At 51.9% G+C, this 26,052-nt stretch carries 15 protein-coding genes; 4 read left to right on the forward strand and 11 right to left on the reverse strand.

Annotated elements, in window-relative coordinates; translation table 11 throughout:
* Positions 1–194: 194 nt before the first annotated feature.
* On the reverse strand, positions 195–2,036 hold the full coding sequence (locus AC58P5_RS21895) for a response regulator (RefSeq protein ID WP_497390311.1): 1,842 nt from the start codon (positions 2,034–2,036) through the stop codon (positions 195–197).
* An 81-nt stretch (positions 2,037–2,117) separates the two neighbouring features.
* The gene (locus AC58P5_RS21900) at positions 2,118–2,705 is read right to left on the reverse strand and encodes a sensor domain-containing protein (protein ID WP_497390313.1); all 588 of its coding nucleotides are present in this window, start codon (positions 2,703–2,705) and stop codon (positions 2,118–2,120) included.
* 291 nt (positions 2,706–2,996) lie between these two features.
* Here AC58P5_RS21900 and AC58P5_RS21905 point away from each other — a divergent pair, with 291 nt between their 5' ends.
* Positions 2,997–4,994, forward strand: a complete 1,998-nt coding sequence (locus tag AC58P5_RS21905; RefSeq protein WP_497390315.1) for a serine hydrolase domain-containing protein — start codon at positions 2,997–2,999, stop codon at positions 4,992–4,994.
* 722 nt (positions 4,995–5,716) lie between these two features.
* Here the strand turns inward: AC58P5_RS21905 and AC58P5_RS21910 are convergent.
* Together AC58P5_RS21910 and AC58P5_RS21915 are read right to left on the reverse strand one after the other, a co-directional pair.
* On the reverse strand, positions 5,717–9,292 hold the full coding sequence (locus tag AC58P5_RS21910) for an OmpL47-type beta-barrel domain-containing protein (protein ID WP_497390317.1): 3,576 nt from the start codon (positions 9,290–9,292) through the stop codon (positions 5,717–5,719).
* Between the two features lie 254 nt (positions 9,293–9,546).
* Positions 9,547–11,220, reverse strand: coding sequence for a family 14 glycosylhydrolase (locus AC58P5_RS21915; protein WP_497390319.1), 1,674 nt, complete (start codon positions 11,218–11,220; stop codon positions 9,547–9,549).
* A 494-nt stretch (positions 11,221–11,714) separates the two neighbouring features.
* Between AC58P5_RS21915 and AC58P5_RS21920 the strand changes: the two genes are divergently transcribed.
* The 3 genes from AC58P5_RS21920 to AC58P5_RS21930 all read left to right on the forward strand — a co-directional run bounded on the left by AC58P5_RS21920 (position 11,715) and on the right by AC58P5_RS21930 (position 14,311).
* Positions 11,715–12,719 (forward strand): metallophosphoesterase family protein, encoded by a 1,005-nt coding sequence (locus tag AC58P5_RS21920; protein ID WP_497390321.1) that lies wholly within the window; start codon positions 11,715–11,717, stop codon positions 12,717–12,719.
* Between the two features lie 199 nt (positions 12,720–12,918).
* The gene (locus AC58P5_RS21925) at positions 12,919–13,662 is read left to right on the forward strand and encodes a spermidine synthase (protein WP_497390323.1); all 744 of its coding nucleotides are present in this window, start codon (positions 12,919–12,921) and stop codon (positions 13,660–13,662) included.
* 136 nt (positions 13,663–13,798) lie between these two features.
* Complete coding sequence (locus AC58P5_RS21930; protein WP_497390325.1) at positions 13,799–14,311, forward strand: hypothetical protein; 513 nt, start codon at positions 13,799–13,801, stop codon at positions 14,309–14,311.
* A gap of 119 nt (positions 14,312–14,430) precedes the next feature.
* Here AC58P5_RS21930 and AC58P5_RS21935 read toward each other — a convergent pair whose 3' ends face one another.
* The 7 genes from AC58P5_RS21935 to AC58P5_RS21965 form a co-directional block, all read right to left on the reverse strand.
* Entirely contained in the window at positions 14,431–15,102 is a 672-nt protein-coding gene (locus tag AC58P5_RS21935; RefSeq protein ID WP_497390327.1) for an MBL fold metallo-hydrolase, read from the reverse strand.
* Positions 15,103–15,149: 47 nt separating this feature from the next.
* On the reverse strand, positions 15,150–16,427 hold the full coding sequence (locus AC58P5_RS21940) for an MFS transporter (RefSeq protein WP_497390329.1): 1,278 nt from the start codon (positions 16,425–16,427) through the stop codon (positions 15,150–15,152).
* Between the two features lie 57 nt (positions 16,428–16,484).
* On the reverse strand, positions 16,485–17,699 hold the full coding sequence (locus AC58P5_RS21945) for an LLM class flavin-dependent oxidoreductase (RefSeq protein WP_497390331.1): 1,215 nt from the start codon (positions 17,697–17,699) through the stop codon (positions 16,485–16,487).
* 39 nt (positions 17,700–17,738) lie between these two features.
* A complete protein-coding gene (locus AC58P5_RS21950; protein ID WP_497390333.1) occupies positions 17,739–18,248 on the reverse strand; it encodes a sterol desaturase family protein in 510 nt (169 codons plus the stop codon).
* A 1-nt stretch (position 18,249) separates the two neighbouring features.
* Positions 18,250–22,287, reverse strand: coding sequence for a non-ribosomal peptide synthetase (locus tag AC58P5_RS21955; RefSeq protein ID WP_497390335.1), 4,038 nt, complete (start codon positions 22,285–22,287; stop codon positions 18,250–18,252).
* A gap of 139 nt (positions 22,288–22,426) precedes the next feature.
* Positions 22,427–22,900: a GNAT family N-acetyltransferase gene (locus tag AC58P5_RS21960; RefSeq protein WP_497390433.1), complete on the reverse strand. Its 474-nt coding sequence runs from the start codon at positions 22,898–22,900 to the stop codon at positions 22,427–22,429.
* A gap of 32 nt (positions 22,901–22,932) precedes the next feature.
* Entirely contained in the window at positions 22,933–26,049 is a 3,117-nt protein-coding gene (locus AC58P5_RS21965) for a type I polyketide synthase (RefSeq protein WP_497390337.1), read from the reverse strand.
* Positions 26,050–26,052 lie beyond the last annotated feature (3 nt).

Raw genomic sequence — 26,052 nt, forward strand, 5'->3', positions numbered from 1 at the left:
CTCGCTCTATGGTTACTGTATTCGGACAAAGGCGGTTTGGTATAAACGCATACCTACAGGGCAGGTAACGGAGAAGATTTCCGTCCCTGGACGAGATCGCCGAAAACCTGACGGACAAGCCTGATTCCGTGTAAGCGAAAAAAAGGCTCCCTGTTCCTCACGGAACCGAGAGCCTTTCCTTTCTGAATGCGGCCTTAAAGAAGTCCAGCTTCCGCCGCCTTCTCCACCGCCTCGTCCCGGTTGCGCACGCCGAGCTTGGCGTACACCGTGGACGCATAGTTTCGGACCGTTCCGTCCGACAAGTACAGCTTGGAAGCGATAGCCTTGTAGCGGAGCCCTTTGGACAGCATCCGCAAAATCTCGACTTCGCGCGGAGTGAGGCCGCAGCTCTCTCCGGCAGAGACCGCCGTCTCCGGCAGTCCGGCCGCCTCCGAAGTCCCGGAGGCACCGGACGCCCCCTTAGCTTTGGCCGCTTCCCCGAGCTCGCCGAACAGCCTTGTCGAGAGATCCTGCGCGATCATCGTGCCTCCGCGATGCACGAGGCGGATCGTCTCGGCCAGTTCCCTCGGCTCAATCGACTTGAACAGGTAGCCGTCGGCGCCGCTGCGCAGCACCTCAAGCGCTTTGTCCGGCGCCTGGAAAGTCGTCAGGATGACGACCCGGACATGCGGCCATTTCTGCTTGATCGTCCGGGTAGCGGCGGTGCCGTCCATATTCGGCATATCCAGATCCATCAGCACGAGATGGGGTTCCAGTTCCGCACAAAGCTCGACCGCCTGCTCACCGTCACCGGCAAGTCCCGCAACGGTCATATCCTTCTGTCCCTCGAGGATGGTCCGGAGGCTTTCGCGGATGAACGCCTGGTCGTCGGCGATCAGCAGACGGATCATCTCGCCTCCCGGCTCGGCCTGACGGGGCAGGGTACACGTCACGGTTGTCCCCGCGCCCTTCTCCGAGTAGACGGAGACCTGTCCCTGGAGGCTTGCGGCCCGCTCCTTCATCGCCTTCAGGCCGAAGCCCTCCGTCAGGATCTCGCTGCCCTCGCCGTTATCCCGCACCTCCAGCCGGATCTGCCGGGGTTCGAACTGGAGCGCCGCCTGAACTTCCGTGGCCTTGCCGTGCCTCACCGCATTCGTGAGCGCTTCCTGCAAGCAGCGGTAGAAGGTCATCTTCGCCTGCTGTGGCAGGGTCGTCTCTTCTCCCAGCACCCGCAGACGCACGGTCACCCCGGCGCTGGCCTCGAATTCGCGCACCAGCTGCTCCAGCTCCTCCCGGAGCGAAGACAGCTTCTGCGAAGCGCCCATCTCGTGCAGGAACTCCCGCACATCGCCCATGCTTTTGCGCGTCACCGCCAGAAGAGCCTCCAGCTTGTTCTCGCCTTCCTCAGTCGCGATATCCGGCCGCAGTGTTTCAAGTCCCATAAGGAGCGAAGTGTACGAATGACCCATCGTATCGTGCAGATCCTTCGCGAGCCGGTTCCGCTCTTCAAGCAGGGTGACCCGCTCCACTTGGGACATGTACTGCTCCAGAACGCTGTTCTGGCTGCGGATGATTTCATTTTGCCGGTAATTCACCACCAACAGATGGAACGCGTACCCGATCGCATAAGCCAGCCCGATTTGAGTCATCATTTCCCAAAACGGCTTCGCTTGTTCGGATAATTCATACATCATGAGGGGCACCAGCAGAACGGCGGCCGGTCCCGACCAGCGGTATGTTTTGTCCGCACTGTTGGCTGCGATCAGGGCGGCGGGCACGAGAAAAGTCAAATAGGCCTCGGGAAATAACGAAGTTAAATAAACGCTGACTCCCCCGGACAAAATGAGCTCGGGAATCAAATATGCCGTCGTATTCACCTGCAGCAAAATCCATGGAACCGAGAAAGCGGAGATTTGCCAGCACAGAACCAGCCACAGGGGAAGGTTTAAATCATTTTGAAACTGGATGGTCGTAAGTATGGTGGAAATAAAAATCAACAGACGGATGATAAAGAGCGCCCACTCGTACCAGAACCACTGCTTGACCGCATCGAACATGTCTGTCACCTCTCTGTCTGGCTGCCCGGCTTGTCGCCCGGCTGTTCTTGTTCTTACTATGCCACGGCAAGCTTCGGCTGTCTATGTGTGAAGCCGTTTGAACATATGCCGGATATAGTTTCCGGCCAGCAAAGCCGAGCTCCGGCCGAGTTTTGCTCCCGCATAAGCGAGCAGAACGCCGCCGGCCATCACGAAGAGGGATTTTACAAACGTGTCCACCGGCATTCCCGCAACGTTGATATCCAGGTATGGAACCGCAAGCGGAACCAGAATGAAGATGACAGGCGCGATGTAGCACAAGAAAGCCAATAGAAGGGCAAGCAGGCCAAGCGGGAATTTCAGCATCAGCCAGCCGATGATCGTCCAGTTGCGCCGATCCGCAAGCTCTTCTTTCGCCTGCTGCCATACGGAGCTTCTGTTTTTTTCCGGCCGCTCGTAAGGTTCTATGGAAATATCCGTATAAATTTTGGTTTGTATCCTTTCATAACGGGCAAACGTCCGCGTACTGCGCATAACGTAGGTGATCATCGGCAGCCCGATTAATGTAAAGGCCATGCTTAAGCTGAACACCAGGCTGACTAAATAGAAGCAAAAGTAAAACACTCCTGTAGCGAAAGTAAGCAGCAAAAAGTAAAAAGTTTGAAGACTTTGCACCATTTCTTTTTTCATGGGAATCCCGGTCCTTTCGTGTACGTTCTTTTGATTTTGTTATTCACGCTGACTTATCTATCTGCATCCTAAACCGCCCGCTGTCAGCTGCGCCAGTGAGCAAATGTCATATGACACTCACATCCGAGTAAATGATGGTTTCGTGACGGAAGATCACTGGCTGATTTGACGGGAAGTCTGCGATGCTGGGGATACCACGGCAGGAGACACCCTTTTTTAACGGCACTCCTTGCCTGAACTCAAGCACACAGCGTTCACACAAAAAACAGTACGCGAAAAGGAGAATATACTATGAAAAATACGGTACGCCACGCAAGTCTTGCTCTGCTCGTCCTGTCTTCCTCTATCTTTACGGCCTGTACGCCGGACACGCCTGCCGCCAAGCCGCCCGAAGCGTCGCAGCCCAATAAAGGCGCCTCGCAGGGACCTGTCGACACCAAGGAGGTTGAAGCGTTTGCCGATCCTATATTTGCCGAGAAAATGAAAAAGTTCAGCGTCAACGGTTCCAGCTTCGTGGTCGTCAAAGACGGCAAGGTCGTGTTGAATAAAGGGTACGGCTATGCGGACAAGGAAAAGAACATCCCCGTCGACAAAGACACCGTATTCCAGATCGCCTCGGTCACCAAAACGTTTACCGCCCTGGCCGCCCTGCAGCTTGTGGACGAGGGAAAAATGGAACTGAAGGGTGACATCGAGCCCTACCTGGGCGGCCTGAAGGTGCCCAACAAAACGGGAACGCCGCTCACGTTATTCGATCTTCTCACCTATACAAGCGGGATCGATTATCCGGATATAGCGAATTATGTAGGACCCGATCTCGTCTATCAGGATATCCCCACGAAACCTTTTCTCGCCGAGCACATGCCTACGGTTGTGCGCAAGCCGGGAGAAGCCTACACTTACGACAACTACGCCTTTCTGCTGGCCGGGCATGCCGTTGAGAACGTGAGCGGGCTGCGTTATGACAAATACATGCAGGAAAAGGTGTTTAAACCGCTCGGCATGACTTCCACCAGCGCCCGCTTTACACCCGAGCTGCTTGCGAGAATGGCGGCTCATTACGATCCGAGCGGCAAGCCTGTGCCGACAGACGGGCATGCGCCGACGGACGGACCGCAGGGAAGTATCATCTCGACGGCCGAAGATATGTCCAAATATATGATCATGCAGCTTCAAGAGGGCAAATACGACGGCAAACAGCTCGTCAGTCCCAAGAGCGTGGATCTTATGCACAACTATCAGGTTTTCTCGGAAAAGTCGCTGCCCATGACAACCGTCGGCTTTGAGGGGTATTTTAGGGATCTCATGAACGGCCACCACGTGATAATGAAAGGCGGCAGTATGACGGGACACCAGTCTTTGATGGTTCTGCTTCCCGATAAAAATACGGGATTTTTCATGTCCTATAACAATGACTCCATGATGAGTATCGACGTATTTGAGGAATTCATGGATCACTATTTCCCTGCCGAGAAAGAACCCGAGAAACCGACTTACCTTCCTTTGAATGAAAAAGATGCGCAGCAGTACACGGGCATGTACCAGAATACACGCCTGCTGTTCCTGAAATCTAAATTTTCGTACGATAACGGCAACCTGATCATGGAAACCAATTCTTCGGGCAAGCATACCCTGAAAATGATCAATCCGCTGCTTTTCGAAGACGAGTCCGGAAACAAGTTAGCATTCAAGAAAGACAGCCACGGGCAGATCGAGTACTACTATTACACGAACCGGGCCAGTATGGAGTTCATTTCCGATGCCCAAAAAGTGCATGAGAAAACTCCGTTTGATGATGTCGCTAAAGACAGCCCCTACAAACCTCACATCGATAACTTGAATACGTGGGGAATTATGGGCGCGTCTACAGGAAATTCGTTCCAGCCCCAGAACACGATGACCCAGGGTGAATTTGCGGATGTGCTTCTGAAAGCCCACGGCTGGTACGGCTTTGCATACGCGATCGCAGACAACAAAAAATTGATGGTCGCGGATATCCCGGGCTTCGACCGGAACGCTCCGGTCACACGGCAGATCGCCGCCGCCATGATCCAGAACATGAAGCAGCTTGAGCCTGCGTCGGAAATCAAGCTGACCGGGACGACCGACGAGTGGGCGGTTAAAGCCGTCACCGCTCTTGTGTCGCAGGGTATCGTAGATCCGGGCGCCTCCGTTAAACCGGACGGCTCGGTCGATTTCCGCTCCAAGCAGCCGCTGCTGCGCCAGGAAGCCGCCGTTCTGCTGGATAAAGCGTTCGGCTACTATACGCTGCCGCTTAAAGTGCAGTAAACCCGCAGTTGGAGGCGACGTCCGGTCCGCCGAACCGAGGCCGAGACCGACGCGCCGTGAGGAGCATGGAGCCGCTTTTTCTTGAAAAAGCCCCCCTGTTGCTCTTGTTGAAACCGGTCCTCCGGAGCTTGCGGCTTCTCGCCTCCGAATCCGCAGCGGACCGGACACGCTCGGTTCCCGGCAGACGGAAACAGCATAAGGTCGAGCCCGCACAAGGCTTCCGGTGCGGCGGACTTGGCGTTACAGACCATGGTCATTCACTTTTTTTCTTGTCGCCGGAGGTCTGACGCCGCTCTCTCTCTCTCTCTTAAATGTCCGCCGTCCTGTGTTCTGCCGATATCCTTTGATTCTCAGGCTTCTCCGTGCATGTTCATTGTCTGCCGCCACCCTTAGCATATGACCGTTCTCCTGCGTAATCACCGGACGCGGGACGGAATTCACTCTTCTTCTCCGGCAGATGTCAGCTTCCAAAAAAAGAAAACCCTCCATTTCCGCTTAAGCGGAGTGGAGGGTTTTTGACTTTATGTGCCGGTATACTTGTCCCGAAACTGACGGCTTTCCGCCGTAACCTCTACAGCCTTTCAGCCTCGCAACCTTGCTTGAGCCCGGCGGACAAGGCCGGGAACAGCCGATCCGACGCAAAATCTTCCCGTGTTCGGCCGTTCTTAACAGCTCGTCGATACGGGAACTCACTTGAATGCAGCGTTCGCGGATATACGCATTCAACGGGTTACTTTTACAACCATTTGCTCGCTGGCGGTAACACCCGAAGCATTAATAAGCTCCGCGCGGTATTCATACGTTCCGGGAATCCGGCCCGTAAGGCTGGTTGCAGCGCTCTGGGCACCCGGAGTCGCTTCTTTCAGCGCTTTCGTCTCGATAAGCTGGCCGTTTTCATACAGCCGGTATTCGGAAGCGTTGGTGCCCCACCACATATTCATCGTTACCTTGTAGGCGCCGTCGCCGTCCCAGTTATCCTGGGAAAGAACCGGCTTGCCGGGTGCGGCGTTCGTTACCTTAACGACGAGTGGAGAACTTACCGTCGTCCCGTAAGCGTTGATCAGCTCGGCCGTATACGTGTACGATCCGTTAGCCTTGCCTTGGATGCCGGTTCTGACCGTCTGGGCGGACGGGGAAGCGTCCTTCAGCGTTTGTGTGCCGATCAGCACGCCGTCCTCGTACAGCTTGTACACGGAGCCGTTGGCGCCCCACCACATGTTCATCGTCACGGTAAAGCTGCCGGCCTTAAGACCGTTGTACCCGTTGTCGGACGACAGCACCGGTTTGCCCGGAACGCCCGTTGCCAAAGGCTTGGCGGACGTAACGGTAAACGCGCCCGACACGACGGTGACGCCGCCCAGCGTTACCGATGCCGTCAAGTCGGCGCTTCCTTCGCCGACAGCCGTCAGCCTTCCCTGCGCGTCTACCGTAACCGCCGCTTCATTGCTGCTGCGGTATACCACTTGCGCCACGGTTAAATCGGCTGCGGTGCCGTTGCTCCATGTGCCGCTCACACGGAGGTCGGTCGTTTCACCGGGTTTCAAAACGGTTTTACCCGCCGTAAGCTCGACCTTGCTGAGCGTCAGGCTCGCCTTTACATTGAAGCTGTATGTATCTTCCGCCGTATTGCCGGCAAGATCCGTCACGCGGTACTGGACGGTATGCGGGCCGACAGCCAGCACGCCTGCTTTCAACGTCTCGCCGTCGGCGATTTCCTTGCCGTCCAGAAGCAGCTTCCGGTCTGCAATGCCCGATCCCGCATCCGTACTCAGCAGACGGAAGATTAAGGAATCTTTGTCTGTCACATCGGAGACAGCCTGTCCGTTCAGCGTAAGAGACGCGGCCGGAGCCGTTTTATCCAGCTTAATGCGGAGGGCTTGGGCTTCCTCCTTATTGCCCGCAGCGTCCGTGGAATAGTAACGGATGATGTTCGAGCCTTCGGTTTCGACGGTGAACGGCTCCGAATAGCCTTTTGCCTCTCCGCCGTTGATATCGTACTGTGTCAGAACCGCAGCTCCCTCATTATCCTGAGCCGTTAAAGTAACGGTAACGTTCTTGTTAAACCAGCCCTCCGCGTTAGCCGTTTCGGACAGGCTGGCCACCGTTACGGGAGCCGTCGTATCCGCTTGTGCCGAGAAATCGGACAGTCCTCTCGGTTTCAGTTGGAAAGCTCCTTTGAAAATCGCCGCTGCCCCGCGGATATCCACGGTTTGTCCTTCTTTATAAGGAAAAGAAGCCAGCGTAAGCCCCGTGCGCGCGTCGATGCGGATGTGGTTCACCACGTCTCCTTTGACGGCGTCAAACTCGAAGGAGCCTTCCGGCACCGCGCTTTTGATGGCGCCGATTGTCACCCCGCTCAGCTCGATGAGCTGTCCCTGGTTGACGGCCGTAACGGCATCGGCCTTCACAGGCGCAGGAACGGCCGAAGTACCCGTTTTGGCGACTTCGACCGGATCGGTTAATTCCAGTTCCGAATTGTAGACGGCCGTAGAGGCCGTCACCTTCACTATATCCCCGGCGTGAAATCCGCCGAGGTTCTGGTACACATAAATACCGCCGGTTGCGTCCTGCAGGTAGAAGGACTGGCCGCCGAAGATGCCCGGCTCTGTCGTAACGACGCCTTCCAGCGTCACCAGAGCCCCTTCGCCTTTACCGCGCGCTTCGGCAACGGTAATCTTGGCCGGAATCGGCCCCTGCTCATCCGGCAGTGGCTCGGCCGGCACGTTCGCGATCGACACGGCTTCCGTCTTCAGGTTGGAGCCGTTCTGGCGGAGCCGGAGGTTTGCCGCGCCGGTCGTGCCCGGCTTAATACGGACGGTAAGATCCTTGTAAGCATGACCCTTGCTGTCGGATGTCAGGCTGAAAGCCGCGCTGTATCCGTAAGAGGCGGGCCATGTGCCGTCCGCATTCCGGACCTGCGCCACCTGCGTGCCTCCCGTGGCCATATACACGCCTACGCTGAAGCCCGAAACGGTCGTGTTCGCAGGAAGATTATCCACCACGACGCGGATCTGGAAGTCCGCCGCGTTCGGCAGAGTCGCCTGGCGGACGAAGCTGTACGCCGGGTTGGAAGGCACCGTCGTACCGCCGCCGCTGCCGTAGGAGCCGGACTTGAACGTGCCGCGGTCATACCACTTGTAGCCCGCGGTCGGCGCCGCCCAAGGCTCGGGCTGCGGCTCGGTCGAAGCGGCCGGGGCCTCGAAAGGCAGCAGAGCCGTCGGCTGGTCGAGCTGAAGGCCGCTCACCTGAGACAGGCTCGTGTAGCTTTCTTTCTTCGCCAGCCAGTTGATCGTATTGACGAGCAGCACGCCGTCATTCGCTTCTTTGAAGCCGTCGTAGGTCGTCTTCTTCGCGCCCGTATCCTCGCGCAGATACTTCGGCGTGGCGTCCTCGACCGGAGAGGAATCGCCGATGAAGGCCGCTTTCCCCGCGCCCTTCTTGGCTACGGCCACATAAGGGCCTTCCGCCACTCCGCCGCCGTTGTAGACGCCCTGATCGACCGCGTTGCCCCAAGCCGCTTTCGTCTGCGGCAGATACACGATGCCCTTCGCCTTGGCCGGATCGATAATAGCCAGCGTGGAGCCGGCGTGCATCGCCACCGAGGATACGCCCTTCGTGATGCCGAAGGCCTGCTCCGGAGCTACAATGTTGTTGGCGGTAATATCGCCGAGCGCATTGTAGCGGAAGCGGACGCCGAACTGGGAGCCGAGCCAGTCGGAGCTCACGACGTTCTGCATAGCCTCTGAGCCCGCTTCATCCGCGCTCATGCCTTTCGCCGGATTGTCCCAGGCGCCGCGGCGGTAGCCGTTGAATACTTCGGAGCCGTCCCAGCGGTTCTTGTTGCGGTCCGCGTTGTAGTGGTCGCCGACGAAGAAGATGCTTCCGCCGCCTTCCACATAGGCCGCCATGGCCGCCTGTTCGCTCGCCTTGTATGGAATATTCGCTTCCGCGACTACAAAAACATCGTATCCGCTCAAGTCGGCCAGCGTAATCGGCGTCGTTTTGCGGAGTTCTTTCACGTAGTAGCCGTTACTCGCCAAAGCATTGCCGAAATCGGAGAACCCGCCGTCGATAACCCAGTCCGCGGCTCCCGCCGTTTGGGCGTGGGTGTTGTCGAAAAGCACCTTTTTGCCGGCGTTCTCATTGACGACTTTCGCTTCAATGTAGGGAGCCGGATCGGCCGGCCCTTCCGCCTTTACCTGCCAACCATCGGTCAATACTTGCACGGAAAGCGCCGCGGATAGGGCGAGTGAAGACTTGAACACCTTTGCCTTCCACCCTGCGAATCTCTTCTTCATGAATTTCCTCCTTTATACTGGAAGCTAGTGAAACTTTCGACCTCATTCTACCATGGATAAGTCAGGAGAAGTGGTATTTTTTTGTAAAGATAAACCGCTTTTCTTGCACTTCCTTTCACGGACAAAATATAGAATTTTACCGCATTCCACCCCCTGTTTTCCGCAAAAAACGGCCGATCAGCCTGGGGCTGGCGGCCGCTAAAGAACCATCGGACGGTCCTCTCCTGCTTGTGTTTGCGGGTGCAGGCGGGAAGTTATACGGGCCCTCCGGCTTTAACCGTTCCTGCCGCTCCGCCCGTGCCGGGCGTGTACGTGGAGGTACCGGTGCCGAAGAAATAGTTGTTCATGCCGTTGCTGTCCCAATTGTTGTTCCCGTCGTTAAAAGCCGCTTCCAATTGGGTCGCCGCGCCGATATTGACCGTTATTTTGGCATAGCCGCTACTTTCGGAATCGGCCATTTTCACGCCGGGTACGGCCGTCCAGGTTCCGCCTGCAGGACGGTAATGGATGTACGGACTCGCGTAACCTTTCTTGTAGTACACGGTTACGGTATTGTTCGTCCCGCCGGAACCCGTTCCCGCATGGCTGATGACATACTTCTTGAAGTTCGCCAGCTCGCCGGTTGCGGAACCGTCCGCATTCACGACGTTAGCGAGACGCAGAAGCGTAAAGCCGCTGAATCCGAAGCGGGTCAGCTTTTCCTCGATCTTCTGGAACGCGGCCGTTCCCGAAGCCGGAAGCGCATTTTCCCCGTTGAGGCGGACGCCTTTGGCGCCCGCGATACCCGCGACGGTGTCGACAAGAGTGGATGGCATGGAATAATTCGGCGCGCTTCCGCCGTCGAACATTTCCAGGCAGGTGAACGTCAGATCCAAATTACTGTCCTTGAACTTCTGCAGCAGACGGTTGTAATCGTAATACCCCGCGGCCTGCTCCGCACTGTGCGGCATGGACGGATTCGTCATCTGCCAGTGGACGCCGGATATTTTGGCTCCGATCGGCACAGCGAACACGGGGTCGAAATTTTTGTGCGCGGCACTGCCGATTACGCCCAGATGATTTTCCAGTACGCTCTGGTACCAGGACAGAAAGTCTTTGCCGTAAGCGGTCTTGTAGCCTCCGTTCGTATAGAAGCCGTCTCCGTCATTAGGAGGACTGATCTGATCCACTGAAGTCAGGCTCAGGCCCCACGCGCTGTTGACTCCGCTCAAAGAACCGTATTTGGCCGTCATGGCCGTGCGGAACGCCTTTTTCGCGGTATCCGTGTAAGCCTGAAACTTGCCCCGGGACGGGTAGCTCCATCCGGCAGCCGGATAATAAGAAGGAAATCTCAATTCTCCGGACGGGCCTCCGCTTAAATAGATCTTCGGAATCATATCCCTATAGGAAGCGAAATTAGCCGCAAAAGAAGCGTAAAGCTCGCTGTACTGCGTGCCCAGTCCGCTCCAGAAAGGCGACACGGCTTCATTGTTCACAAAGCCGGTTTCGCTCTTGAACTGCATCTGGTCCGCCGTCCCTTTGGCCCAGAGCCAGCTCGGCAGCGGTATGTTGCAGTCGTCTCCGACATTGCCGCCGCATTTGTGCGTGGACAGGATCGGAACCCACTTAAGCCCCGCTTCCCGCACGGCGCCCGCGTATGTCTGGTAATAGCTCCAGTCGAATTGGTTATCGCCCGCGCTTTCCACCATTCCCCACCAGACATCCGTCGTGACGGCGTAGACTCCGTTGCTTATCAGCGTGCGAAGCTGGTTCTTGAAGGCGTTCCAGTCCGTAACCTTCGTCAGCGGCCCCATCACCGAAGCCTGAAAATCACCGGCGACCGCAGCACCGGCCTTGGCTGGCCCCCAGCCCAGAACCGTAGTAAGTACCAGAATGAAACCGAGCAGCTGCAGGGCCGCTTTTTTCAAGCTTTTGTTCGTCAAACTCATCCCATACACCCTTCCTTTATCGTGCATTTTATCGAGAGTACAAGGGTCCCCGTGCCGCAGCCGGCTGCCTTTTTCCCTCATTCGCTTATCCTTCGTCTTATGTAGTCCGGTTAAGCTGCGGCTTTTCGTATGCGCTGTTTCATAAGGCTCGGTCGGTTATAGAATGTTATTTTCCTCCTTTAAATGAAATCGTTTACAATTTGTATTATAAAGAACGTACAGGCTGCAAAACGACCCCAAAGATTGTCAATAGGGTGGACTATATTGTCTGTTACGAGCCTCACGGCAAAACAAAGACGAGAAAGGCTACCTCTCCCGCCTGCTTTTGCCTGGTCTCATTCCCTATATCGGATCGCCGCGGCTTCCGTAACCTCTTTATTAAAGTAAATGAACGGGCCGCTTTCACAAAACTTATACATAACGACGATCTTCCTCTGACAAATGACAGGTATGGTAAGGAATGTAAAACACATTCCGATAACTGAGGAGGCTCTATGTTACGTAAAACGTTCCTCTCCGCAGCCCTGTCGTTGTCTCTTCTGGCAGCCGCAGTGATTCCTTCCGCAGTCGGCGCGAAACCCGGGAAAGAGAAACCGCTTCTCGCTTTTCCCGTCATCAGCGACATACACATCCAATCCTGGGACCCGCAGTCGCATCAAAAGTTTAAAGCGGCCCTGGCCGATCTCCAAACGCTCGGGCCCGATGCGGACGCGCTCGTCATCAACGGAGATCTTACGAACGGCATGCCGGATGATTACGCTAAACTAAGCGAGCTGATGGAGCAGAATCCCCATCCCCGCAAAGTGTTTTACACGATGGGCAATCATGAATATTACAAAGCCTGGATCGATGGCAATGGCTCCTGGAATGCGGACGCGTTTCCGAACGGGGAGACGGAGCAAGCGTCTATCGGCCGGTTTCTTCGTTTCTCCGACGGCAAAAAAGTCTACGGTGACCGGGTAGTGAACGGCTTCCGCTTCATCTTCCTGGGTTCGGAGCAGTATCGGCAGTCGGATCCGAGCAACTTGGAGGATGCCTGGCTTTCGGCGGAACAGCTTGAATTTCTGAAAGCTTCCCTGCGAAAAGGAGCCGCCAGCGGCAAGCCCGTCTTCGTCTTCCTGCATCAGCCGCTTCCCGGCACCGTATCCGGTACGAGCTTCTGCTGCGTCAATAACCGGGCCATCGTTCAGCATGAGGAACTGAGAAAAATCCTCTCGGCCTATCCCCAGGCGATCTTCTTCTCGGGCCATACCCACTGGGAGCTCAAACTGCCGGGCACCCTCGTCCAAGACAAGTTTACGATGGTGAATTCGTCCTCCGTCATCCAGCCCTGGACCGACAACGGAAACGGCGGCGAAATGCTTACGGGCCCGGATGAAAGCGAAGGCCTCTATGTCGAAGTGTACAAGGACAAAGTCAGCATCAAAGGGCGTGACTTTTACCGGCAGCGCTGGATTCCGGAAGCCCAATTTACCTTGCCCCGGAGCGTACGCGATTAAAAAAACAAAACCGCGGTTCTCCTATCCGCGGTTTTGTTCCGGTTGCGAAGCCTACCGTCCCGGCCGGACTTTCTCGTTATCCATCCCCCGAAAGTAAAAGCACCCGAAGTCCCCAACCAAACCTGAAAGCCCGCCGGAATGGTATACTGGTTAGGACATTTCCGGCGCTTCACGCGTACCGCAAAGGAGAACGAGCATTTTGCAGCTGCTTTATGAAGAAACCGGCCCCTGCCAAGGGATCCGGGTTTACGATACCAACGAACTGTACGGCGAGAAAGGCCGCTTCCGCGTCCTCCAATTCGCGAATGAGGCCATACAAGGGGCGCTCGATCTGAACAATCCCGGACGCATCCTGTTCGAATATCCCAGAGCGATCATCCATCTCATGGAGACGAACCGGCCCGCCTTCGAGAACGTGTTTATGATCGGCCACGGAATCGGCACTTTATCGGGCCACTATCCGCAGAAGCGGTTTACCATAGTGGAATACGATCCTACAGTCGTGGAGCTCAGCAGAACCTATTTCGGATCCGAGCGGGAAAATATTATCCTCGGCGATGGCCGTGAGATTCTGAATGAGGAGCCGCCGGAGGCGTACGATTACGTGATCCTGGATGCCTTTACCGAGAAAGGAACTCCCCGGCACCTGATCACCCGGGAATTCTTCGAGCTCAGCCGCAGCAAACTTCATACAGACGGTGCCTTCTTTATGAATCTGTTCGGCAAAAGCGAGCACGACAATCATATCAGCGCCATTTACACGACGCTCGGCGAAGTTTTTTCTTACAGAAAAGCTTTTTATCTGCCTTCGGAAGGCTCCCGGGATACGCTGAACATCCTTCTGGCTGGCGGCGGCAGCCCCCTGATGTATCAAGCCCGCCACATGGCCGGCTTTGTGGAATTTGAACCGGGACAAGGTTATGTGATTACGGATCGTTTGTAACTACATTGTGACCTTTCCATGCGCATTTTGGTTTATGATGAGAGTAACAGCCCGACAGAGCGTTTTAAACCGGCCCAGCCGGGTAAAGAATCTGTAAGAGCATCCTAACCATTTTTCCGCAAAGGGGTTTACACACATGAAAAAGATGGTTTTTTTCACTACACTCATGATATCTATGCTGGCTTTCGTCACTTCCGCCAATGCAGTCGATTCCGAATATACGCCCGTTCCCAAGAGCGAGGACACCGTAACCGTAATGATTTCTTCCCTGGAGCAGAAGAACGGCGCACTTTACCTCCAAGGAGACCAAATCGAGTGGTACGAAGGCGCAGAAGCCGATCGAAAATTCCTTGAACATGAAACGGACATCGACGATATGACGCACGCTCCCGACGGCTACTATATCGTTAACGATCAAGAGAAGCTCGAAAGCTTCGAAATCGATCCCAACGCGCAGGTCCTCATGCAGCTTTACGATCATGACGGTACTTTCAAAGGCGTGGACATCAAGTGGAACGAAGAAGTTTCGCTCACCAAGTTCCTGGCCATTTATCACAATAATAACCTGCTCGATGTGAGCACATTCCCGTTCCATATAACGATCAAGGACCATAAGGTCGTGAAAATCGTTCAGCAATACATTCCCTAATAAAAGCGCGTTCGACTGAACACATGCTATGAGCTTGCCGTTGCAAAAAAGGACCCGATCAAGATCGGGTCCTTTTTGTATAGAATTGCACTCACGCACCGGATCTCATACCTGGTAAATCATTGAAAAGCCATCGGATTACTTTGATTTTTCCTCATACGAAAACGAACGAAAGGATCTAATGAGTCAATGTTAAAGTAAGCGTTGTTTTTTTCGAGATAGCAGATGGTTTGTCCAGGTTTTTCTCCGAATGAATGTCCCGGATACACCTTTACATGCGAAGAAACCATGTTCTGAATTCTCTTCACGCTATGATACAACTGTACCGGGTCACTTCCGTCTGAGCTGCACATACCGCAACCTTCCGTGAAAATGGTATCTCCGGTAAATAAACTGCCGGAAAGTAGATAACAACACCCCCCTGCCGTATGTCCGGGAGTGAGTAGGCACGTAACGACTGTATCTCCTATGTGCAGCTCTTCCATATCTTCTACAACATACAGACAGGGACAATGATAATCATAATATTCCTTTTCTACTCGCGTCATGTATACCTTGGGATGAAACAAGCTGCACAGTTGGGGGACTAAATGAACATGATCCTTATGTGAATGCGTCAATAGTATGGTTGTCAATTTCGCTTTATGGTAAGCCAGAGCCCGTAAAATAATTTCCAGCTCCCAGGCAGGATCAACAACTGCCGCCATTTTAGTAGTTTGATCAATGATCAGATAGCTGTAGTTGATATATGGTTGGCAGCAGACTCTCATGGATTCAACATAATAAGTCATAAGTCAAACTTCCCCTCAATCGTTTGCTACTTACATGGCTATCGCGTTCAGGCTGCCGTCTTCTTCCCCATATCTACGGTTTTTAAAGGGGATACTACCACCCATAAGAACGAAAAAACTCCTCCACATGCGGCAACGACTATCGTCGGATACAGACCAATTCCTGTACCAAGGATGCCTCCCATCAAGGCCCCCAAAGGAATGATGCCCCATACGACAAAACGCATCGTAGCATTCATTCTTCCGAGCATCTCAGGCTCCGTGATGGATTGCCGAAAGCTGAGTTGCGCTACATTGTATACCGTGGTGGCTAGCGACACGATAAACATGGATACAAAGATCATGCCAAAAGACAATCCCTTACTGCCGACGGCCCCGATCATGAACAGTAAACCTATTCCTTGACCAAAAGAAGATCCCACTATCACCGGGCCAAAACCAAACCTCGCGATTAACCGGTAACCGAACGCGATGCTCAGTATAGCACCGATAGAGCCCAATGTAATGACCAGTCCAATCTCCGCCGGACTGAATCCCAGAATCCTTGTTGTGTACAGGATCATGACAGCCTGGATCATATTGTAAAAGAAATTGAACGTGGCTGAGCACGCGGCGATGGATCGAAGATAAACGCTAGTAAAAACCAAGCGAATCCCTTCCCCTATTTCCTTCCTCATGCCGGACGTGAGCTTCTTTTCTTTATTTCGTTCCGTCTCATTAACAGATACCGTGCAAGTCAGCATTCCTGAAATGAGATACGAGATCGAGTCCAGGATAATGGAAATAACCCCAGTCAACCATTGCACCATCATGCCCGCAAGTCCAGGACCGGAGACTCCCGCTACGGATCGGCTGAATTCCATTTTGGCATTCCCGTCAATCAAGAGATCTTGCTTTAACATGTAAGGAAGAATCGATTGGTACCCAATCGAATAGAAGGTAGTTAATATTCCAACCAGAAACGAAACCAAGCATAAATAAAAGAAGTTCAGCAATCCCATCCAGGCTAGAAGCGGAATCGTGATCAACAAGGCTGCCCGCCCAAAGTCCGCTGTAATAAGAAGGATTCGTTTGGGCATCCTATCTACCCACACTCCCGCCAATAGACCGAATAACAGGAAAGGGGCATATTCGACTGCATGCAGCACTCCCATTTCAAACGGTGTGGCATTCAAAGTCATTGCAGCGATGAGCGGAAGTGCAATCATTGTAATTTGTGAACCGAACATGGATAAGGATTGTCCCGTCCATAATTTCAGAAAATTCCTTTCTCCCCATACTCCACGCGCCTTTCGAGTTGGTTCTACTTCTTGTTGTAATTCCATAATCTCACCTACTCTATATGTGCGGACCCTCTAACCTTTATAACTTGAACAAGGGATCTATACTAAAATCTCTTCCTCAACAGGGGTAAACCATGCTCGTAATTGATTCAAATGCTCCAGCCCATCCATTACCTGCTGAAAATCCAGGCCAAAATCAAGCAGACAGGAAACTTCATCCACTCCAATCCGGTGAAGCCGCTCAATCATGGACGCACATTTTTTCTTGGAACCCATTAATGAACTCATTTGAAAATATTTTTCAAAGGCAAACGTGATGAGCGATTCCCTGCTATTTGTCAGCATGCTGCTCACTTCGGAATTGTCGTCTTTCAACGGATTTAACGTTTCATATTGGTCCAAGAAGGTATCCAAATAATCGCGAAGGGGACCGCGTACAAGTTCTTTCACTTCACTATCCTTCTCCCCTACACAGGTATGCAGCATGACTGATACCATACCGGCTCCTGGATCATGTCCATGCTCTTTACGCTTTTCACGGTAGAGGCGAATCCGATCCTCTAGTGCCTCTATCGTATGCGTGGCCATCGAACATAGAACATTAAATCCCCGCTCCCCTGCCTTGCTCCATGTCGCAGGATTGCCTGAAGCGGTAAGAAAGACGGGAAGCTCAGGCTGTACGGGTTTAGGCAATATGTTTACTCTCGCCTCGTTGCCGGAAATATCTTTGCAAGACACCGATTCACCCCGCCATAGCCTCTGAATGAGATCCAAATGCTCAAGCATGATTTCTTTTCGGTTTTCGTAATGTTCCGGATTTAAAATGAAATCTGCAGGATGCCAACCGGTTGCTACCGAAATGGCCGCTCGTCCTTGTGACAAATTATCAACCACCGACCATTCCTCAGCAACACGCAGAGGATGATGCAGCGGCAAGACGACGCTTCCTGCCCGCAGCTGAATGCGGCTGGTTACAGTAGCAAGCGCGGCACTCAATACCGACGGATTGGGGTACAACCCTCCCACCGCCTGGAAATGGCGCTCTGGGGTCCATACGGCACTAAATCCGTTTCGGTCAGCAAATTTTGCACTTTCGATCAATAGACGGTACTTGTCCAGACTATCTGTAGAACCATCTCCTGAAAAAAAGATCAACGAGAACTTCATCCCTTTTTTCTTTAAGCTTTCCGAAATCTCTACGTGTTCTTTCTGATCAGCAGAAGCATCTGATGATGTTTTTTGCTTTAAGCGTTGTTCCAGCAATAGGCGCTGCTGCGGAGAGAGCGCGGAGAGTCTTTTTTGCAAATCATTCATCGCGTTACCACCATTTCCCGAATTTTTAAATCCCATACGTCACATGGTTTTTCTCCGCTGCTTCAACTTGTTCGTCACGTGGTCATGGTTCGTCTGGAATAAAAAGTCCCACAATGAAATAAAAAACGAGTAATTGCATTTATAGAGCTTATGATGCTTGAGGTGAAATACGCCCACCGGGATATAATTCGTAAACTTGCCCGTAAGATTAGGATTATGATCCAGCACGTTTCGAGACAGAAAAATTTCATAGAAGTAATGGAATACAAAGAGGATTATCCCGTATAGGGGATCAAAGAAAATCAAGACAACGATAGGTAGGGTAAAAGTAAGCCAGACGTCCAGAGTTTCCTTCCATCCTCCGAACCAGAAGAAAAAGTCATGTAAAGGAGGCCATTTGGACTCCCCGTAATCGTACTGATGATGTGCCATATGAATTTTATTCAGGAAGTTTTTCTTGTGCGGGATATGAGCAAGTACATGCATCGTATACGAATAGAGGGTCCATAACAGGAAATACACTACCAACTTACCAGCGAAAATTAACATATTACCCCTCCAATACCACGGGTAAAAGATTTTGATGAATATCGATCCATCTGCCTACTTCCGCATGGTGCACGATAGAAAAATGATCGGCCTGGACGGGATGAATGGATAGATTGGCTACTAGACGTCTCCATTCACCTTCTTCTTCATGAGAATCCTCTGCACGGAACAACTGCACATGCTCAATGTCCAGCGTAGGTCGGGGGCCTGGATTGTACGCTTGAAAAGCATGTACGGTATTCATATAAACGGTAAACAGTCGGTTCAACTCTTCGGTAGTCGTGCCAAGTGGGAGTAACTCCAATGACTGAAGCTCTGCACACAGGGCATCCCTACTCAGATCCAGGGACCTCCAAGACATCAGCATCGTGTCGGAAATATGGCGTCCCGGGACGGCTGCTAACTGCTTGATAAAGTGGTACATGATCGTTTCTTCCGTCGCATCACTCGTCTTGGACAAATAGCTATCAATTAAAGCGAGCTGAATCACGTCATGCCCTGCCTCTTTCAACATTCTGGCTGCCTCGTAGGCAATAAAGCCTCCCATCGACCAGCCGCCTAACCTATACGGCCCCTTAGGCTGTATGGCTACGACTTCTTCGATATAGGCTTCCGCCATCTTTTCAATGGTATCCGGCTCGAGTTGCTCGTTTACCCTATCCTGACATTGGAAGGCGTAGAAAGGCTGATCATTTCCCAGTTGCCGCGAGAGTGTGAAGTAGCAGCTAATGCTTCCTCCCACCGGATGGAAAAAGAAGAGCGGTGTTTTTTCACCCTTTTGCTGAATTTTTACCATGTATTGGCCCAATTCCATAGGGTAGTCTTGCTGCGCTGCTTGATCTTTCAAATTTTCTATTTGCTCAACCCAATCGGCGAGTACAGGGTACTCAAACAAATATTTCAAAGGGATTTGACACTCAAATTGCACCTTTGCCTGAGACATCACTTGAGTGGCCAGCAGCGAATTCCCGCCGATCTCAAAAAAGCTATCCGAAGCGCCCACCGCTGGAACATCCAGCACTTTAGCCCAGATGGCGGCGGCTTTATCTTCCGATTGTGTTCGCGGTGCAATAAATTGTCTATCCCTCCTAGCAATAAGTTCAGGCTTCGGAAGTGCGGCCGTATCCACTTTTCCATTTACGGTCAGCGGAATCTGATCCATTACCACATAATGAGAAGGAAGCATATAGTCGGGCAGCCTGCTCTGTAGGAAACTTTTCAAATCTTCGATGGTGACCGATGGTTCGCTTACTACTATATAGGCGGCAAGCCTGGTTTCCCCATTCGAGCCTTTACAAGGTACGACCACGGACTGTGCGAGTTTGCCGTATTGCTCCAACTGGGAATCGATTTCTCCAATTTCAATGCGGTATCCCCGTACCTTGATCTGATGATCCAAACGGCCCATAAACTCCACATTTCCATCCGGTAAAAACCGAGCCATATCCCCGGTTCTGAACATTTTTCCGTATGGTTCCCCGCAGAATGGATGGAGTACAAACCGTTCTGCTGTACGTTCAGCCTGTCCCCAGTAACCCTGCGCCACTCCAAACCCACCGATGAACAATTCTCCATATACCCCTGTAGGAACCGGCTCCTGTCTATCATTCAGGATATATATCTCTACATTGTCCAAGGGCTGTCCGATGGGCAAGATGTGAGAACTCACTTCCCACTTGATAGGCGGTTCAAACATTGTTGCTGTGATGGTCGTTTCCGTCAATCCGTAGTCATTAATCCACCTCACTTTTCCTTCCGTTATCTTGCTCCAGGTCTGGTAGGTTTCATAAGAAACCTTCTCACCGCCGACAATCACCAATTTCAGTCTGGATGGCAAGCTTGCCCGCTGGTACTTAAGATCAGAAACCAAATTGCTCCAGTGAGCAGTCGTTAAATTGAGTACCGAGATGCTTTCCTGCTCCATCCATTCTAGGAATTCCCCACCTTCGGAAATGTACTTGTCTTTCCAGAGTACCAGTACAGCGCCTGCCAACAAGGTTGGAAATATCTCTTGCACCGCGACATCGAATCCAACGGAAGTAAACTGCAGCACATGATCCTGCGGATCAAGTTGAAAACGTTCAATAATATTGAAACAATGATTTACCACTCCTTGATGAGACACCATGACTCCCTTCGGCTTTCCGGTAGAACCCGAGGTGTAAATGATATACATCAGGTCATCCCGCTGGGTTTTAACGCCGGGCGTTGTGCATGGCTCCTGTAGGATCTCATCCCATACCTTATCGAACGAAATGATCTTGCATGTATCATTTTTCGTAAAGCTTACCGACTCTTTTCTGGCAATCAGCATATGAGCCTGGGAATCCTGCATCATATGCGCCAAGCGATCCGGCGGATAAGACGGGTCTAGAGGAATATAGGCACATCCCGCTTTCAGGACTCCGAGTATCCCAATCACCATTTCAAGCGACCGTTCAAGACAGATACCCACCCGCTTATTCTGCACAAGACCCTTTCGAATCAAGTAGTGGGCCAAGCGATTAGATATTTCATCTAACTCTCGGTATGTGTACTGTTTATCTTTAAACTTGACGGCAATAGCATCCGGTGTACGTTCGGCTTGTCTGGAGAACAACTCGTGTACAGAGGCTTCCGGCAGCTCCCTCACTCTGTTTTTGCCGCTCCATACATCGAGAATCTGGTGTTTCTCCGCCTCCGACATGATAGGCAGTTCAAGTATGCTGCGGTGCGGGTCCAACACCACCTCCTGCAGAAGATTTTCAAAATGTTGAAGCATCCGGCGGATGGTCTCTCCGTTGAAAAGATCCGTATTGTAATCCATGACCGCTTCCATAATGTCTCCGCGCTCTGTAAGGGTGAAAGACAACTCCAACGCACTCGGCTTCTTATTAAACTCAAAGCGTTGGATCGTTACTCCCGGAAGCGCCTGAACATCCACTGTCGGGGCATTAAGGAACGTCAACATCGTCTGGAAGAACGGATTCCGGCTCATGTCTCGGTCCGTCTGCAGTTCATCAATCAGTCTTTCATAAGGAATATCTTGATGGGCAAATGCTCCGAAAGCGGTTTTGCGTGCAAGCTTCAGCACATCAGCAAAGGTGGGTTCTCCAGACAAATTCATGCGTAATATCAGATTATTGACCAACATGCCGATCATATCCTGCAGCTCCGGTTTACTACGCGCACTAATAGATGTGCCTACACAGATGTCCTCTTGACCCGTATAGCGGTATAAAAGGGTTTGATAAGTCGCGAGCAAAGTATTAAAAAGCGTGACACCGTTCTTGCGGCTCAGCTCCTTGAGGTTGGCTGTCAATTCCGAGGAGATAGTCATTCTTATTCTTTCCCCATTATGGGTCATCACAGGTGGACGGGGGCGATCTAGAGGCATTCTTAGTACAGGAAGTTCTCCGCCAAGTTTGTCCCTCCAGTAATTCAGCTGCTTTTCATATACGGAACCTTGCATTTTCATTTTTTGCCAAGAAGCATAATCAGCAAAATGATAAGAAAGCGGTGGAATCTCCGGTATATTTCCTTGAATATAAGCGGTATAGAAGAGTCCTAATTCCTGAATGATTTTCCCTAACGAATCGAAGTCCGCAATAATATGATGAATCGTAAATAACAGAATACGCTCTTCTTCCGCTAATCGGTATATTCTTGCACGCAGAAGGGGTCCCGACTCAAGAGAGAACGGCTGCTGAATTTCTTCATTCATAAGGGAGATGGCTTGAGGTTCACGCCCTTCTTCCTCTAGCATCCTTAAATCCGTTCGAGCAATTGGAATATATACTTCATCGAGAATCACCTGTTCCGGCGCTTGGTCTTTAACTTGAAAAACGGTCCGTAAGGATTCGTGACGGCATACCATCCCATTAAGACTCTTTTCAAAAAGCTCTTCGTTCAAGGTGCCCTGGATGCGGAAAGCCATATTAATATTAAAATGGGTACTGGTGGAATCCAATTGACTGAGGAACCAAAGTCTATACTGCTCGACTGAAAGAGGCAACGGTTGATCGCGTGATACACGCTCTAACACTATTTCCGGTTTCATTTTCCTACACCCTTTCCGCCAAGGAAGCAGCGCTGGTTTCATAAGCTTCTTCGCCTTTAAGCTTTAAGACTTCTACACTCTTTTCTTTCAAAAAGGGTCTGCGGCAGTGGAGCCCTCTGTAAACATGTCACTTTCAAACTCAGATTTCTTTGTAAAAGATAAGGGTCGCATCCAAGTCACCATTGGCTGACTTGGCATATCGGGGAATAGCTCCTACTTCTACATACCCCTCGGATCTGTACAGCCTATTGGACGGGTCGCCCTCGCGGGTATCCAATACCAAAAGAGTTCTGCCTTCCGAGTAGGCTCTAGACTCTACCGTCTTTATCAATGCCCTGCCAATGCCCTTCTGGCGCTGATCGGGATGGACCATTAATTTTGCAATTTCGGCTCTATGCATCCCATTTTCTTTTTGAGACAAGTGCAACTGGATGGTCCCGCATAAACGGTCGTTTTCCTTGGCAATCCATAGAAGGACACCCTCCCCCAATACACCTTCCCAATATTTCTGCGCAGTGTCCTTCCTAAGCGGAGGCAAAAAACCAATGGAGGCCCCTTCGTCAACAACCGCAAGCAGCAAATGGCTCAAATCCTGAAGCAGCGCGGCATCCATACCGTCCACTTCTATCAATTGCAGATTCAAACTCACGACGGACTCACTCCTTCCGCTTTTAATTTCTCAAGCTCCTTCTGGATGTCTTCCAGCGATTGTCCTTCAAGCTCTTTAAGCAGGTCTTCCACGTCTTCCTGATTCTCATCCATGTCTGTTAATGCTTCTTCTACCTGCTTTGAAAGTCCCTGGATCGTCGGTTCGTCAAACATATTTTCTAACTGCAGTTCAATATTGTAGGTAGTACGGATACGGGTCATGAGTTGAATAGCGAGCATCGAATTACCGCCCAGTACAAAGAAGTCTTCGTCAGGGCTGATCGGATGAATTCCGAATAAATCTTCCCAAATCAATGTTATATCCTGGATTATTCCTTGCGGACCTTGTTGTACATTCTTCGCAATTGCCGGCTCCTCGTCATTGTCCCTGGTGATCAACGATTGTTCAGGTACTGCATGTGGTCGCGCTGCCGGTGCACCGGACAGAAAATCCAACGATCCCTTCTCAATCCAATAGCGCTGACGCTGAAACGGGTACGTAGGCAATGGAATGCGGTTTGGTTGCCTTGAGCCATAAAGAGCCTTCCAATCTACAACCACTCCTTCTAGCCATATGCGTCCGATACCTTGAAGCAGGAACAAACGATCAGACTGCCTGTCCTTCGGATGCTTGATCAACGGGATAACTGCCGTTTTACTTCCTTCTATGGTATGCTGCCTGATGAGACTGCTGAGCGTATGCCCCGGGCCAACTTCTATCATGAGGAGGTTCGGATCTGACAACAAAACTTGTGCTCCATCCATAAATCGCACCGTTTGTCTTAAATGTGTTGACCAGTATTTTGGATTAGTCGCCTCTTCCGGCTCGATCCAGCGTCCTGTGACATTCGAGAGATATGGCTTGGATGGAGCTTTCAGATCGACTTGAGATACGATCTCAGCAAATTCATCCAGAATAGGATCCATCATGGCCGAATGGAAGGCGTGTGAGGTATGCAGCATGTAGGTTTCAATGCCTTCGGATTGGAATAGGTTACGCAACTGTTCAATGTCCGTCTTCGATCCTGCTACAACTGTCATCCCCGGAGCGTTGACGGCGGCTATTGCCAATGTGCCGGATACGTACTTACTGACTTGGGCTTCAGACAAGTGTACAGACAACATACTCCCCGGCGGCATGCTCTGCATCAGTCTGCCTCGAGCAGCAACGATATGCAAAGCGTCCTCCAATCCAAACACACCGGCGAGACAAGCCGCTGCATACTCGCCTATGCTGTGGCCAAGCATACAGGAGGGCTCAATGCCGTAAGATTCCAACAGCTTCGCAAGGGAATATTCGATAACGAACAAGGCTGGCTGTGCCATCGCCGTTGCCTGAAGTTGTACCCCAGCCTCTTCCGGGTTCTCCGGATCAAGCCAAAGTGTGCGCAAATCCAGCCCTATCATAGGCTGCAAAATAGCACAGCAGGCATCCATCGTTTCTCGAAATACGGACTCTGTCACGTATAGCCCCTGCGCCATCCCCACATACTGAGCCCCCTGCCCCGGGAACAGGAAAGCGATGCGCCGTCCGTTAGCGGCATATCCCTGGTGCAGTTGCCGGCTTTCTCGATTTTTCAATACCTCAATAGCCTCAGCAGCCGTAGGTACGGTCAGTATCGTGCGATAGGGAAATTCCCGCCTGCCTGCTTGTAAGGTGTAGGCAGCATCGGCCAGGCAAGTATTCGGGTTCTGTTCCAAATAGGACTGTAAGCGGTCCGTTGCCTGATCCAATGCATCTTCAGTGAGAGCAGAGAGAACCAACAGCTCCCCATCCGTTGATTTTGGTGCTTTCTGTTCCATATACTCCAAGCTTTCTTCCAAAATGACATGAGCATTCGTACCGCCCATGCCGAAACTGCTCACACCTGCACGGCGCGGGCAGCCCTCTGGCTCCGACCACTTTCTGGCTGCAGTATTAACAAAGAAGGGGCTGTCATCCAAATTAAGATTAGGATTCGGTTCTTCAAAGTTAAGACTTGGAGGGATCATTTGGTGCTTGAGTGAAAGTGCCGTCTTGATGAGCCCTGCTATGCCGGATGCAGCCCCCAGATGGCCAATATTTGATTTTACAGAGCCTACGGCACAGTAATTTTTGCGGTTCGTTTCTGAGCGGTATACATTGCTCAAAGCGGAGATTTCAATCGGATCCCCCAGCGGTGTGCCCGTGCCATGCGCTTCGACCATTCCGATTGTACTCGGCGGCACATCGGCCATTGCCATCGCATCAGCAATCACATCCGCCTGTCCGTTAACGCTTGGCGCAGTGAAGCTGACCTTGTCCGATCCGTCATTATTTATGGCGCTTCCCTTAATGACCGCATAAAGGGTATCTCCGTCTTCCAGGGCATCATCCAACCGTTTTAACACCACGACTCCTACGCCATTCCCGAAGATAGTTCCGTTAGCTTTGGAGTCAAAAGGACGGCAGTGACCATCAGACGTTAAAATATCGCCTTCCTGATACAAATAGCCTGTTTTCTGTTGAGCTACAATGGACGTGCCTCCTGCGATTGCCATGTCACATTCACCCCCCAACAGATTCTGTACGGCGAGATGAACGGCAACCAGCGATGTAGAGCATGAAGTTTGTACCGTCACACTTGGCCCCTGCAGATTAAACTTGTAGGACATCCGGGTTGCGAAGTAATCCTTCTCATTGCCGTGACGAATAGCAAGCTCCCCTACGGATTCTACTAACCCTGGAGTTGAATAAAGGTTAAACAGGTAGCTGCTTGAGAATACCCCGGCGAATACGCCTATGCGCCCCTTATATTTCTCTGGAGCATACCCTGCAATCTCAAGCGCTTCCCAGCCATTCTCCAGAAAGAGCCGGTGCTGGGGATCAAGTATTTCCGCTTCCCTTGGAGTAAATCCAAAAAACGAAGCATCGAACTTATCAATATTTTCAATAATCGATCCTGCTTTTACATAATTGTGCCTGTTTATTAAAGCTGAACTGACACCCGATTGCTCCAGCTCCTCATCGCTAAAAAAGGTAATGCTTTCTTTTCCTTCCACCAAGTTACTCCAGAACTCCTCCACATTTCGGGCTCCTGGGAAACGGCAGTTCATGCCGACAATCGCAATTTCGGATCCATTCCGTACCTGCATAGA

This window comes from Paenibacillus sp. JT31N7 (genome assembly GCF_059692095.1).